This is a genomic window from Streptomyces sp. NPDC059740 (assembly GCF_042733155.1).
Taxonomy (GTDB): domain Bacteria; phylum Actinomycetota; class Actinomycetes; order Streptomycetales; family Streptomycetaceae; genus Streptomyces.
Genome location: NZ_JBHWGP010000004.1, coordinates 138519 through 151369, shown reverse-complemented (window position 1 = coordinate 151369; position 12851 = coordinate 138519). Strand labels below are relative to the sequence as shown.

At 76.9% G+C, this 12851-nt stretch carries 13 protein-coding genes; 4 read left to right on the top strand and 9 right to left on the bottom strand.

Features of this window, described 5'->3' with window-relative positions:
• Nucleotides 1–35: 35 nt before the first annotated feature.
• From tsaD to tsaB, 3 genes are all read right to left on the bottom strand, one after another.
• The gene (tsaD, locus tag ACFV3R_RS07295) at nt 36–1292 is read right to left on the bottom strand and encodes a tRNA (adenosine(37)-N6)-threonylcarbamoyltransferase complex transferase subunit TsaD (protein WP_385576923.1); all 1257 of its coding nucleotides are present in this window, start codon (nt 1290–1292) and stop codon (nt 36–38) included.
• Nucleotides 1285–1812, bottom strand: a complete 528-nt coding sequence (gene rimI, locus ACFV3R_RS07290) for a ribosomal protein S18-alanine N-acetyltransferase (protein WP_385577485.1) — start codon at nt 1810–1812, stop codon at nt 1285–1287. The genes tsaD and rimI overlap by 8 nt, the downstream gene beginning before the upstream one ends.
• Nucleotides 1813–1922: 110 nt before the next feature.
• Nucleotides 1923–2582 (bottom strand): tRNA (adenosine(37)-N6)-threonylcarbamoyltransferase complex dimerization subunit type 1 TsaB, encoded by a 660-nt coding sequence (tsaB, locus tag ACFV3R_RS07285; RefSeq protein ID WP_385576920.1) that lies wholly within the window; start codon nt 2580–2582, stop codon nt 1923–1925.
• 227 nt (nt 2583–2809) lie between these two features.
• Here tsaB and ACFV3R_RS07280 point away from each other — a divergent pair, with 227 nt between their 5' ends.
• Nucleotides 2810–3382, top strand: coding sequence for a hypothetical protein (locus ACFV3R_RS07280; protein WP_385576917.1), 573 nt, complete (start codon nt 2810–2812; stop codon nt 3380–3382).
• Nucleotides 3383–3550: 168 nt separating this feature from the next.
• Here ACFV3R_RS07280 and ACFV3R_RS07275 read toward each other — a convergent pair whose 3' ends face one another.
• Nucleotides 3551–3799: a hypothetical protein gene (locus tag ACFV3R_RS07275; protein WP_385576914.1), complete on the bottom strand. Its 249-nt coding sequence runs from the start codon at nt 3797–3799 to the stop codon at nt 3551–3553.
• A 215-nt stretch (nt 3800–4014) separates the two neighbouring features.
• Between ACFV3R_RS07275 and tsaE the strand changes: the two genes are divergently transcribed.
• A complete protein-coding gene (gene tsaE / locus ACFV3R_RS07270) occupies nt 4015–4554 on the top strand; it encodes a tRNA (adenosine(37)-N6)-threonylcarbamoyltransferase complex ATPase subunit type 1 TsaE (RefSeq protein ID WP_385576911.1) in 540 nt (179 codons plus the stop codon).
• A gap of 93 nt (nt 4555–4647) precedes the next feature.
• On the opposite strand, the gene ACFV3R_RS07265 is transcribed toward tsaE, so the two are convergent.
• From ACFV3R_RS07265 to ACFV3R_RS07250, 4 genes are all read right to left on the bottom strand, one after another.
• Nucleotides 4648–5823, bottom strand: coding sequence for an alpha/beta fold hydrolase (locus tag ACFV3R_RS07265; protein WP_385576908.1), 1176 nt, complete (start codon nt 5821–5823; stop codon nt 4648–4650).
• 63 nt (nt 5824–5886) lie between these two features.
• Entirely contained in the window at nt 5887–7137 is a 1251-nt protein-coding gene (gene alr / locus ACFV3R_RS07260; RefSeq protein ID WP_385576905.1) for an alanine racemase, read from the bottom strand.
• 127 nt (nt 7138–7264) lie between these two features.
• Nucleotides 7265–9196 (bottom strand): hypothetical protein, encoded by a 1932-nt coding sequence (locus ACFV3R_RS07255; protein ID WP_385576902.1) that lies wholly within the window; start codon nt 9194–9196, stop codon nt 7265–7267.
• Entirely contained in the window at nt 9193–9606 is a 414-nt protein-coding gene (locus tag ACFV3R_RS07250) for a hypothetical protein (protein ID WP_385576899.1), read from the bottom strand. Before ACFV3R_RS07250 ends, ACFV3R_RS07255 begins: the two co-directional genes overlap by 4 nt.
• Before the next feature lie 236 nt (nt 9607–9842).
• Here ACFV3R_RS07250 and ACFV3R_RS07245 point away from each other — a divergent pair, with 236 nt between their 5' ends.
• A complete protein-coding gene (locus tag ACFV3R_RS07245; protein WP_385576896.1) occupies nt 9843–10433 on the top strand; it encodes a TetR/AcrR family transcriptional regulator in 591 nt (196 codons plus the stop codon).
• A gap of 144 nt (nt 10434–10577) precedes the next feature.
• The gene (locus ACFV3R_RS07240) at nt 10578–11312 is read left to right on the top strand and encodes a DedA family protein (protein ID WP_385576893.1); all 735 of its coding nucleotides are present in this window, start codon (nt 10578–10580) and stop codon (nt 11310–11312) included.
• Between the two features lie 22 nt (nt 11313–11334).
• Here ACFV3R_RS07240 and ACFV3R_RS07235 read toward each other — a convergent pair whose 3' ends face one another.
• A complete protein-coding gene (locus tag ACFV3R_RS07235) occupies nt 11335–12843 on the bottom strand; it encodes an NAD(P)H-hydrate dehydratase (RefSeq protein WP_385576890.1) in 1509 nt (502 codons plus the stop codon).
• Nucleotides 12844–12851 lie beyond the last annotated feature (8 nt).

The following is a 12851-nucleotide window of genomic DNA, read 5'->3' as shown; positions in this document are numbered from 1 at the left end:
GCCCCTCCCGGGCCCGCTCCCGGCCCCGCTGCCCGTCAGTCCGTGTCGTACAGGTTCCGGCGGCTCAGCTCGTGCACGTGGTCGTGGGTGTGGCCGTGCCCGTGGGAGTGGTCGTGGCCGTGGCCGGGGTGGTCGTGGGAGTCGCGGCCGTCCTGGGCGTGGCCGAGGCCGTCGTGGGGGCGGCCGTCGCCGGGGCCGTAGCCGTGGGTGTCGTCCCGGCCCGGCGCGTGGTGGCCGCGGGTGCCGGGCACGTGCGGGTCGGTGACGGGCAGCGAGGAGTCGGCGGGCAGGTCCCAGTCCGAGGGGTGACGGTTGCGGGCGACCATCTCGGCGCCGAGTGCCGCGACCATCGCCCCGTTGTCGGTGCACAGCTTCGGACGCGGCACCCGCAGGGTGATGCCGGCGTCCTCGCACCGCCGCTCGGCCATGGCCCGCAGCCGGGAGTTGGCCGCCACACCGCCGCCGATCATGAGGTGGTCCACGCCGTGGTCGCGGCAGGCCCGCACCGCCTTGCGGGTCAGCACGTCGACGACGGCCTCCTGGAAGGACGCGGAGACGTCGGCCACCGGCACCTCCTCGCCCGCCGCCCGCTTGGCCTCGATCCACCGCGCCACCGCGGTCTTCAGGCCGGAGAAGGAGAAGTCGTAGGCGGGGTCGCGGGGGCCGGTCAGGCCGCGCGGGAAGGCGATGGCCGCCGGGTCGCCCTCGCGGGCCAGGCGGTCGATGACGGGGCCGCCGGGGAAGCCCAGGTGCAGGACGCGGGCGACCTTGTCGAAGGCCTCGCCCGCCGCGTCGTCGATGGTCGAGCCCAGCGGCCGGACGTCGGAGGTGATGTCGGGGGCGAGCAGCAGGGAGGAGTGGCCGCCGCTGACGAGCAGCGCCATCGTCGGCTCCGGCAGCGCCCCGTGTTCGAGCTGGTCGACGCAGATGTGCGAGGCCAGGTGGTTGACGCCGTAGAGGGGCTTGCCGAGGGCGTAGGCGTACGCCTTCGCGGCGGAGACGCCGACCAGCAGCGCGCCGGCCAGGCCCGGTCCGGCGGTCACCGCGATGCCGTCGAGGTCCTGCGGCGCGACACCGGCCTCCTTCAGGGCGCGCTCGATGGTGGGGACCATCGCCTCCAGGTGCGCGCGCGAGGCCACCTCCGGCACGACGCCGCCGAACCGGGCGTGTTCGTCGACGCTGGAGGCGATGGCGTCGGCGAGCAGGGTGTGGCCGCGGACGATGCCGACGCCGGTCTCGTCGCAGGAGGTCTCGATGCCCAGGACCAGGGGCTCGTCGCGGAGGTCAGCCATGGGAGGGGTTTCCTTGTGCGGGGGTGGGGGTGGCGGTCGGGAGGGGGCCGGAGGAGGCGTCGGACGGGGGTGGCGCCTCGCCTTTGGTGTCCAGGCGCATGACGAGGGCGTCGATGTTGCCGGGCTGGTAGTAGCCGCGGCGGAACCCGATGGGCTCGAAACCGTGGCGTTCGTAGAGCCGCTGGGCACGGTCGTTGTCCACGCGGACCTCCAGCAGCACCTCGTGGCACTCGAAGGAGGTGGCGTCGGAGAGCAGCGTGGCGAGCAGCCGGCTGCCGAGGCCGGTCCCCCACTGGTCGCGGGCGGTGGCGATGGTCTGGACGTCGCCGGTGCCACAGGCGGCGGCGAGCCCGGCGTAGCCGACGATCCGGCCCTCCGTCTCGGCGACGTGGTAGCGGCGGGTGGCGCCCTCACCGCGGGCATGGGCCAGTTCGGACCAGAACATCCCCGGCGACCAGGCGTCCTCCGGGAACAGCGCCCGCTCCAGCTCCAGCACCGGCGGCAGGTCCCACCAGCGCATCTCGCGGAGCCGGGGGGTGCCCGCCGCGGCTGCCCGGGCGGCCGTCGCACCGGTCCCGCTCACCCGGGAGCGCGGCACTCCCTCCCCGTCCGCCCCTGTGGCATCCGGCGTCACTTGGGGGTGACCACCTTGTAGTTGGCGGGCACCTTGGCGTCGGGCCGGCGCAGGTAGACCGGGCGGGCGGGGACGAACTCGCCGCCGTCCGCCGCCCGGGCCACGGCCAGCTCGGCGAGGGCCGCGGCCGAGACGTGCTCGGGCAGCCCGGTGCGCAGCCCGGGGAACGCGTCCGGGTACAGGTGCGCGCCGGCGCCTGCGGCGGGGAGGCCGGCGACCTCCTCGGCGATGTCGGCGGGCCGGTCGACGCGGACCTCGCCGTCGCGGGTGCGGGCGTCGGCGTAGCGGGCCCAGAACACCTCCTTGCGGCGGGCGTCGGTCGCCACGACGAAGGGCTCGTCCAGGCCGGTGGCCCAGGCCAGGGCGTCCAGCGTGCTCACCCCGCGGACGGGGACGGTGAGGGCGGCGGCGAGGGTCGTGGCGGTGACCAGCCCCACCCGCAGGCCGGTGTAGGGGCCGGGGCCCACGCCGACGACGATCTCGGTGAGGTCGGCGGGGCGCGCACCCGCCTCGCGCAGCACCCGGTCGACGGAGGGCAGCAGCAGCTCGCCGTGGCGGCGGGCGTCCACCTCGTGGGACTCGGCGACGACGTGGTCCCCGTCGTGCAGGGCGACGGTGACGGCAGGGGTGGCGGTGTCTAGGGCTAGCAGGAGCACCCCCCAAGCCTAAGGCTCGGCGGGAGGTGTCGGACCGGGTGCTACCGTCGCTGCCGAAAGCCCGGTCGGATCGGCAGTCGCCCGGCAGCGCGACCGGGCGCGGCGGAGCGGACCCGCCGCACGCCGGACGGGCCCGGCCCTCCCGCGGGGGCGGCCCGGGGCGAGACCACGGACCGGCGCACCGCGCAGGAACGCGACCGGCACAGACGGGAAAGGGTGGCGCGGCAATGGGCGCACGCAGCAGCGGGGTCGTGACCGCTCTCACCGCGGCGGCCGTGGCGACGGTGGGCGTGCTCGCCTACCAGGCCTCGGCGAGCGCCCCCGCACACCCGGTGCCGGTCCGCGGCAAGGCCATCGCCTCCCCCTCGCCCTCCGCGGCCCACCACCACAGCGAGAACAAGCCGCGGCGCCCGCGCACCCCGGCGGTGCCGGCCCACTCCGGCACCGGCGAGCGCGTCGTCTACGACCTCGGCGCCCGGCGGGTGTGGCTGGTCGGGGCCGACGGCGGCACGGCACGCACCTACGAGGTGACGCCCAGCACCGTGGACCCGGTGCCCGGCTCGTACACGGTGACCTCCCGCACCGAGCAGACCGCGGGCTCCGACGGGGTCCCGATCGAGCACGTGGTGGTCTTCGCCTCGGTGGGCGGCGTGACGGTCGGGTTCAGCGCGGCCGTCGACGGTTCGACGCCCTCGCCCGATCCGGCCAGGAAGACGGGCGGCATCCGGGAGTCGCGGGCGGACGGCGCGGCGCTGTGGAAGTTCGCCGCGCAGGGCACCAAGGTCCTCGTCCTCCAGTAGGAGGTCCGTGCGGCCCGCCGGTCGGCGTCCCGCCCGCGGATCGGACCGCCGGGTGACGTCGGACCGCCGGGTGACGTCGGACCGCCGGGTGACGTCGGACCGCCGGGTGACGGGGACGTGCCGGGGCCGGCACGCGGCCCGTCCGGCGGGACCTCCGCCTCTCGCGGGTCAGGCCGCGTCGCGGTGCCGGTCCTCACGGTGCCGGGCGGCGTCCTCGGCGACCACCCGGGGGGCGGAGCGGTCGGCCTCGTCCTGGGCGGGTGCCGGGGGCGGGGTGGAGACCGCGTCGGCTGCCGCGCAGGAGGCCAGCAGCGCGTCCATGGTCGGTCGGGGTTCGGTCGTGCCTGGGGTGACCACCGGCACCTGGTCGGCGCGCGGGGCCGCCGCTGCGGGCTGGTGGGCCGAGCTGGCCGACATGACGCCTCCCGGGCGTTGAGTGCGGTGTGGCGGATCCACCGCACCGCGGAACTTAGGTTGACCTAACCAGTCCCCTGGCTCCCATGTGACCACGGGCGGGGGTCCTCGTGCAACATCTTGCCGACGTAGCGTCGGAAAAACCCGCGCGCGGCGTCCGCGGAGGCGCACGAGGTGGCGGGCCGCGCCCGCCGGGGCAGCCCGTACGATGGGTGGACATGAGCACCGACCTCACCGTCCGGTCCGCAAGCGCCATGCGTGACCTGGGCCGCCGGCTCGCGGAACTGCTCCGCCCCGGCGACCTCGTCCTCCTCAGCGGCGAGCTGGGCGCCGGCAAGACGACGCTCACCCGCGGTCTCGGCGAAGGGCTGGGCGTGCGGGGTGCCGTCACCTCCCCCACCTTCGTCATGGCGCACGTCCACCCCTCGCTGCACGGCGGCCCGGCGCTGGTCCACGTCGACGCCTACCGCCTGGGCGGGCTGGAGGAGATGGACGACCTCGACCTGGACGTCTCGCTGCCGGACTCGGTGATCGTCGTGGAGTGGGGCGAGGGCAAGGTCGAGGAGCTCTCCGAGGACCGGCTGCACGTGGCCATCCACCGCGCCACCGGCGCCGACCCGCTGGCGCCCGGGCAGCCCGGCGAGGGGCCGGGCGCGGCGGACGAGGAGCCCGAGGACCCCCGCCGCGTCGTGCTGACCCCGCTGGGAGCGCGCTGGGAGAACGCCGACCTGGCCTCCCTCACCGCCGTCACCACCTGACGGGCCGGGCCGCCGGCACCACTGTCGCGTCCGACGGGCGCCCGCGCCGGGGCTCGTCCTGCCGCTCGCGCCCGGGCCTGCGCTCCGGGTGCCTCAGCTCTCGGCGGTCCGTGTCCGCCAGTACCGGGTGGCGTCCTGCACCAGCCCGGTCAGGACGGGGTCGAGGAGGTCGGGACGCTCCAGCATCACCAGGTGGCCGGCGCCCGGCACCTGGTGCAGTGCGGCGGCCGGAAGCTGGTCGGCGACGGTCTGCGCGTGGTCGGGCGGGGTGACCAGGTCCCGGTCACCGGCCACGACGACGGCGGGCACTCCCTCGAAGGCGGCGAGCGCGGCCACCTTGTCGTGCGCGGCGAAGGCGGGGTAGAACGCGGCCACCACGTCAATGGGGGTCGCCTCGATCATCCGCTCGGCGAACCGGGCCACCCCCGGGTCGACGGCCTCGGGGGTCCCGAAGGAGTAGCGCCGCACCAGAGCGGCCAGCAGGTCGGCGCCCACGCGCCTGCCGCGTTCCACCAGGCCCGGCTGGGAGCCGAGCGCCTTGAGCACCCCGGGGGCGAGGCGGTGGAAGGCCTTGACGCCGGCGGTCGGCAGCCCGAAGGCCACCTCGCTCAGCCGGCCGGCCGAGGTCCCCACCAGCGCCACCCCGGCGACCCGCTCGGCCACCAGGTCGGGGAAGCGGTCGGCGAGCGCCATGATCGTCATGCCGCCCATGGAGTGGCCGACCAGCACGACCGGTCCCTGCTCCACCGTCGCGTCGAGCACCGCCCGCAGGTCGCCGCCGAGCAGGTCGATGGTGACCGGTCGGGTGGCGCGGGCCCGGCCCGAGCGGCCGTGACCGCGCTGGTCCCAGTGGACGGTGCGGAACGCGCCGCGCAGCGCCGCCCGCTGGAAGTGCCAGGAGTCCTGGTTCAGGCAGTAGCCGTGGCAGAAGACGACCGTGGGGCGGGTCCCGGCGCCGTCCTCGGCCGGGTCCGCCTCGTCCACCTCGTAGTACAGCTCGGTGCCGTCCTCGGCGACCGCCAGGCCCGGCACGCCGCGCAGGGTCCCGAAGGGGCCGGCGGCGTCCAGGGCGAGCTGCGCCCGGCGGCGCAGGCCCCGTCCGACGTTGAGGCGTTCCACCGCCACCCCGGCGGCAGCGCCGGCTGCCGCGACACCGACGGTGAGGCCGGCGACCCCCACATGGCGTCCGGCCCGCGCCCAGCCGCCGGCGCCGCGCGCCACCCGGCCGGCAGCCGCCGCGGCCCCGCTCCCGTCCCCGCCGCCGGTCACCGGCGGCCCCTCCCGCCCCCGGCGCTCACCGTCCGCACCCTCGCCACCTGCTGCCGCCGCACGTCAGGAACGTCCGGGCGCCGCGTCCCCGCCGCCGGCGGGTGCCTCACCGGTGGCCGGGTCCGCGGAGTCCTGGCCGGTGGCGGCGGTTGGGGAGCCCGCGCCGGTGGCCGGGTCCGCGGAGTCGATGTGGACGCGCGGTACCCGGCCGCTGATCCGGGTGACGACCTCGTAGCCGATGGTGCCGGCGGCGCGGGCCCAGTCCTCGGCGGTCGGCTCGCCCTCGTCGCCCGGGCCGAAGAGCACGGCCCGGTCGCCCTCGCGGGCGGTGTCGCCGCCCAGGTCGACGACGAACTGGTCCATGGCGACCCGTCCGGCGATGGTCCGCCACTTTCCCGCCACCCGCACCGGGCCGCAGGCCGAGGCGTGCCGCGGCACCCCGTCCGCGTAGCCGAGGGGGACCAGCGCCACGGTGGTGGGGCCGGGGGTGAGGTAGGTGTGCCCGTAGGAGATGCCGTGCCCGCCGGGCAGGTGTTTGACGGAGGCGAGCGAGGCCTCCAGCGTCATCGCCGGCCGCAGCCCGAAGTCCGCCGCCTGCCCGACCTCGGGGCTCGGCGAGATGCCGTAAAGGCCGATGCCGGCGCGCACCAGGTCGAAGTGGGTGTCGGGCCGGGTCAGGAGGGCCGCGGTGTTGGCGTGGTGGCGGACCTCGGGACGCAGCCCCGCGTCCTCGGCACGGGCGCAGGCCTGCCGGAACACCGAGGTCTGCGCGTCGATCGACGGGTGGCCCGGCTCGTCGGCGCAGGCGTAGTGGGACCACAGGCCGGCCACGACGACGTCCCCGGCGACCTCCGCCTCCCGCGCGGCCCGGACCAGCTCGGGCCAGTCCTGCGGGGCGCAGCCGCTGCGCCCCAGCCCGGTGTCGATCTTGAGGTGGACGCGGGCCGGGCGCCCTGCCGCGCGGGCCCCCGCCACCACCTCGCGCAGGGCCCACAGTGCGCTGACGGAGACGTCGATGTCGGCCGCCACCGCCTCCTGCCAGGGGCCGCCGGGCGTCCACAGCCAGCTCAGCAGGCGGCCGGTGTCCCCCGCGGCACGGAGCGCGAGCGCCTCCTCGGGCAGCGCGGTGCCCAGCCAGGGGGCCCCGGCGCGACGGGCGGCACGGGCACAGGGCACGGCGCCGTGGCCGTACGCGTCGGCCTTGACCACCGCCATCAGCGCGGCGCCGGGCGCGCGGTCCGCCAGCGCCCGCACGTTCGCCCGCACGGCCGCGAGGTCGACGACCGCGCGTGCCCGCTTCCCTGTCTCGCTCATGGGGCCAGTGTCTCAGGCGGGCCGCGCCTCCCGCCCTCGGCGCACGTGGCGGGTGGCCCGGGCACCGCGCTCCCGCGCCCGGGCCCACCCCGGCGGGCACTGCCGCCGGGACGGGCGCGGCGCCGGATCAGTCCAGCGGGCAGACGGCCGAGACCGCCTGGAGGTTGTGGATGCCGCTGCTCAGCTTCTCACCGCCGACCATCGCGGCCACCACGTCGGGGTGCAGGGGCCTGCCGGTGCTCCCGCCGGCGCTCTTGCCGGCCACCTCCTCGGCCTGCTGCCGGAAGTCGGCGGCCTGGGCCCGCAGCACGGACCTCACCTTGTCCTCGTCCGCCGCGCCGGCCGCCTCGTCCATGCCGGTCGCCATCTGCCGGTAGGTGGTGGCGAGTTCCGGGTAGGTCCGCGGCTTGCCTGTGCTCAGCGCCTGGTTGGCGGAGAGCGCCTGCTCGCAGCCGGCAGGCGTGCTGTCCGAGGTGACCGCCACCACCACGCCCGCGGTGGCGGCCGCGGCCACCGAGACCGCCGCCACCGTCATGCCGGCCTTCGTGGTGACGGCGGAGACGAACTTGCCGACCACTGCGGAGACCTTGCCGCCGGAGGCGATCGCGGCGGGGGCGACGGGTGAGGCGAGGAGCACCAGTGCCGCGGCGACGACGGTCCGGTCCCCCTCCAGCAGCTTGCGGGTCTGCTCCTCGGCGCGGAGGTAGTGCGCGTGCTCCCTGCGCAGGCCGCCGCGGAGTGCGGCGGTACGGCCCAGCGCGTAGAGCTCGGCCACGGTGCGCAGCGCTCCCGCGGCCAGCGCCACGGGCAGCACCGTCCGTACGAAGTGCGAGGCCACGGCCCACTCGCGGTCGGCGTTCAGCGCCCGGGTGAGGGCGGTCAGCAGGCCGGGGTCCACGGGCGGGTCCACCTCTGCGGCGGCCACGGCGGCCATCACCCCCTCGGCCGCGGTCACCGCCGGTGCCGCGGGCCACTCCAGTCCGCGCACCGCCTGCGCCGCGTCCTGGGTGATCCGGTACGCCTCGCCCTCCAGGGTGACCAGGCGGCGGTCCAGGAGTTCGGGGCCCGCTGCCGCGTCGGCCGGGCACCCCGTGACGGGTGCGAACCAGTGGGCGGTCACCGGGACGCCGAAGGTCGCCAGGGCGACGAGGACCCGGCGGGCCGGCTCGCCCAGGGCCAGGGCCAGCGTCTGCGCCTGGCGCTCCGGGCTCAGCCCGGCCGGGTCCACCGGTGGTGGCTGGTCGTGCGGCTCCCTGGTGACGCGCGCCCGCCACTGGTCCATGCCCTTGATGAACTCGGCGTACTGGCGCAGGCGTTGCGGCCTGCCCCCGGACTCCCGGTAGGCGTGGTCGAACTGGAGGTTGCGCAGGCCCACCGGCCCCGGGTCCAGGCCGAGCTCGGCGCTCAGGAGCGCCACCGCGGCGTGCCGGCCCAGCGGCTGGACGTGGTGGGCGCCGGCGGTGTCGGGGAGCGTGAGATGGGGTGAGGTGAACAGGAAGGTGCAGCCGGCGAAGGTCTCCGTGAGCCGGTTCAGGTCGGCCCGGTCCAACGCGGTGTCGAGGAGGGTGACGTGCACGTCCCGTACCCCGGCGACGGCCGCCCGCAGGTCCGCCTCGTCGACCCGCAGGAACGTCCGGCCGAAGAACGCCGTCGCCAGGCGCCGGTAGACCGAGTCGAGTGTCCCGGGCTCGGACTCCTGCTGCCGCAGCACGTGTCCCCGCCGGCCCTGCGCCGCCAGGCGGTGGTGGACGGCCTCGGCCACGGCGCTGCGGCCCACCCCCGCCCTGCCGTACAGCTGTGCGTGCCCACCCGCCGCCACCCGCGCGGCCACCTCGGCCACCAGCTCGTCCCGGCCGAACAGCCGGAGGGCGGGCGCGGTGGGCAGCAGCGGGGCCTCGTGCAGCGGCAGTTCGCGGAGGTTGTCGACCTGCTGCGGCCCCTGGGAGGTGAAGACCAGGTTGACGGAGTGGGGGCCGGTGCTGACGACACCGTGGTTGTCCCCGTGGACGACGACTTCCGGCCCGGCCCCGCTCAGCGGGTCGGGGGCGGGGGCGCTCACCTCTGCCTCCGGTTGTCGACGGTGTTGGTGGCACCGGCGCCGGTGGAGACGATGCCGCTCACGTCACCGCCGACCCTCACACCGCCGGACGCGGCGGCCGGTGCGGGCAGCAGGCCCGCCAGTTCGGCGGCCAGCTCCGGGCAGGCGTGCAGGGCCTGCCGCACACGCAGGCGCAGCGCGGCCACGGCGTCCTGGTCACCCTCGGCGGCGGCGAGGTCGGTCACGGCCCGCTCCAGTGCCGCGGGGTCGGGGCCGCGGCGCAGCAGGCGGTGCAGCAGCCGCTGACCGAGCCGGACCGTGGCACCCGCGGCCTCGGTCTCCGCGCGCGTCAGTACGGCCGTGCCGTAGGCGCTGACCGCCGCCCCCACCGCGGGCACGACCTGGCCCACCAGCATGTCGACATCCGGCATTCGCTTCCTCCGTGTCCCCCGGGCGGACCCCCTGGTCCGCGACTGCGAGAAGCGCCTGCGGCGGATGCGCCCGGCGCCTGCCGTGCCCGTCCGCCGCCGCCACGCTCCCAGTCTGGGGCACCACGCCAGAGAACTGGAGGGGTTTTCTAAAAAATTGCTCCAGAACGCCTTGCTCCTCGTCCACCCGCGCCGCGATCATGAAAGGCCGCCGCCACCGGACCGAGGACGTACGCCAGATGAGCCCGAAGCAGCAGCGTGGCGAGGCCACCGTCGAGCAGGTCCTGGCGGCCGCGTTCCGGGTGTACGCCGACGCCGGCGAGCAGGGCCTGACCGTCAGCGCCCTCACCACGGCCAGCGGCGTCAGCCCCGGCAGCATCTACCACCACTTCGGCAACCTCGACGGCGTCCTGACGGCCCTCACCCTCCGCTGGCTGAACAGGCTGCTGGGCGGCCTGGTCGCGGCACTGTCCGGGGCCGGCACCGCCCGGGACGGTGTCCGGGCGGTGGTCACGGCCTACCTCGACTTCGTCCGGGACCACCCGGACGCGGCCCGGCTCCTGCACTCCGCCACCGCCGACCGCTTCGGAATGGCCCACGCCCGGCAGGTGCGCGACTCCCAGGAGGCCAGGCTGTCCCCGATGGCCGCCTGGATCACCGACCGGGTGGCGGCGGGCGAACTGGCCCCGCTCGGCACACCGCTGCTGGAGAGCCTCGTGCTGGGCCCGGTCGTCGCCGTCGCCCGGCGGGCGCTCGCGGTCGGCGACGTCGACCTCGCGGAGGCCACCCGCACGCTGCCGGACCGCATCTGGCGGGCGATCAGCCCCTGACCGCCGCGGCCGTGGCAGCACCACGGCCACCGGGCCGGGCCCCGCCCCGCCGGGCTCGTCCGGGGGACATCCGGCCTGTCCGCAACGGCCCGGCGGGCCGCGGCGTCTAGGTTCGGGAGTCCACACACGAGCAGGGGGTACGAGGTGCACGCGTTCCTTGCGGCCCAGGAGCACGCCGGCGGCCTGTCCGGCTTCGCCGTCACACTCGTCAACCACCTCGCCGAGGCGTTCGGCGGGCCGGGCGCCGGACTGGCCAACATGGTCGACAGCGTGGTGCCGTTCATCCCCAGCGAGGTGATCCTGCCGCTCGCCGGCGTCTCGGCCGGGCAGGGCCACATGTCGCTGGTGGCCGCCGTGGTCTGGACGACCGTCGGATCGGTGGCGGGCGCACTCGTGCTGTACCTGGTCGGCATGGTGCTCGGCCGCGAGCGGACCCGGGCGGTGCTCTCCCGGGTCCCGCTGCTGAAGGCGGAGGAAATCGACCGGAGCGAGGCGTGGTTCGCCCGCCACGGCGGCAAGGCGGTCTTCTTCGGACGGATGCTGCCGGTCTTCCGCGCCCTGATCTCCGTCCCGGCGGGCATCGAGCGGATGCCGGTGACCCGCTTCGTCCTCTACACGGCGGGCGGCAGCCTGGTGTGGAACACGGTGCTGGTCTACGCCGGGTACAAGCTCGGCCAGCACTGGGAGGTCGCCGAGCGGTACGCGAGCGCGTTCACCACGGCCGTCGGCGTGCTCGTGCTCCTCGCCGTCCTGTGGTTCGTGGTCACCCGGCTGGTCCGCCGCCGCCGGGCAGCCGGCCCGGAGGGCGGGGAGGCCGGTCCCGGCGACGCGGACCCGGCGTCCGCGGGCGCGGCGGGCGAGGGCTCCCGGCAACACTGACCGGCCGCCGGCAGCCCACCGGTCAGCCGGTCACGACGCCGCTCCACACGTCGGCCCACGCCTCGGGCAGGGCCGCCGCGACGTCGGTGGCGACCACCGGGGCGTGGACCCCGGGCCGGCGCCGGGCGGCACGGCGGGCCGCGAGGCCGTGCAGATAGGCCGCGACGGACCCGGCGTCCAGCGGCGCGAGCCCGGTGGCCAGCAGGGACCCCGCGAGGCCGGAGAGGACGTCGCCGCTGCCCGCGGTCGCGAGCCAGCCCGTGCCCGTGGGGTTGACGCGCACCACGGCCGCCCCGCCCGTCCCCGAAGCCCCGGCGCGGCCGTCCGCCACCAGCGTCGTCGAGCCCTTGAGCAGCGCCACCGCGCCGAAGCGGCCGGCCAGTTCCCGCACCGCGGCCAGCCGTCCCCCCTCGACCTCCTCCCGCGAGGAGCCGAGCAGCACCGCCGCCTCACCGGCGTGCGGGGTCAGCAGCACCGGGGCCGGCCGGCGGCGCACCGCACCGGCGTCCAGCAGCCGCAGCCCGTCGGCGTCCACCAGTACCGGCACCTCGGAGGCGAGGACGTCCGCCATGAACGCCTCGTTGTCGGGGTTGTCGCCGATGCCCGGCCCGATCGCCCACGCCTGCACCCGCCCCGCCTTCGACGGCGGGCCCGCGTGCACCAGCGTCTCGGGGAAGCGGGAGAGCACCGCGTCCGCGCCGGGCCCCACGTACCGCACGGCGCCGGCCCCGCCCCGCACCGCCCCGGAGACCGCCAGCACGGCGGCGCCCGGGTAGCGGGCCGAACCGGCCACCACGCCGATCACGCCCCGGCGGTACTTGTCGGACTCGGCGGAGGGGCGCGGCAGCACCGCCCCCACGTCGGCGTGCTGGAGCGCCTGGACCCGCAGCGCGCCCTCGTCCGCGTGCCCGCGCGGCGGCAGCCGCAGCCCGATGTCCACCAGCCGCAGCGCCCCGGCGTGCTCGCGGGCCGGGTCGACGAGCAGCCCCGGCTTGTAGGCGCCGAAGGTCACCGTGAGGTCGGCGCGCACCGCCTCGCCCTCGACCCGTCCGGTGTCGGCGTCCACCCCGCTGGGCAGGTCCACCGCCACCACCCGGCCGCCCCCGGCGGCCGCCGCCGTGGCCAGCCGCGCCGCCTCGGGCCGCAGGCCGCCCCGGCCGCCGATGCCCACGATGCCGTCCACCACCAGGTCGGCGCGGGCGATGTCGGCCTCGGCGTCGGCGCTGACCCGGCCGCCGGCCGCGACCAGCGCCGCCAGCCCTTCCCCGTGGGCGCGGTCCGGCCGCAGCAGCACGGCCCGCACCCCGGCGCCCCGCCGGGCCAGCCGCGCCCCGGCGTACAGGGCGTCACCGCCGTTGTCCCCGCTGCCGACCAGCAGCACGACCCGGCTCCCGTAGACCCTGCCCAGCAGTTGCGCGCAGGCCGTGGCCAGGCCGGCCGCGGCCCGCTGCATCAGGGTGCCCTCGGGCAGCTCGGCCATCAGCTCCCGCTCGGCCGCCCGTACCGTCTCGACGTCGTACGCAGTCCTCATGTCCGCCC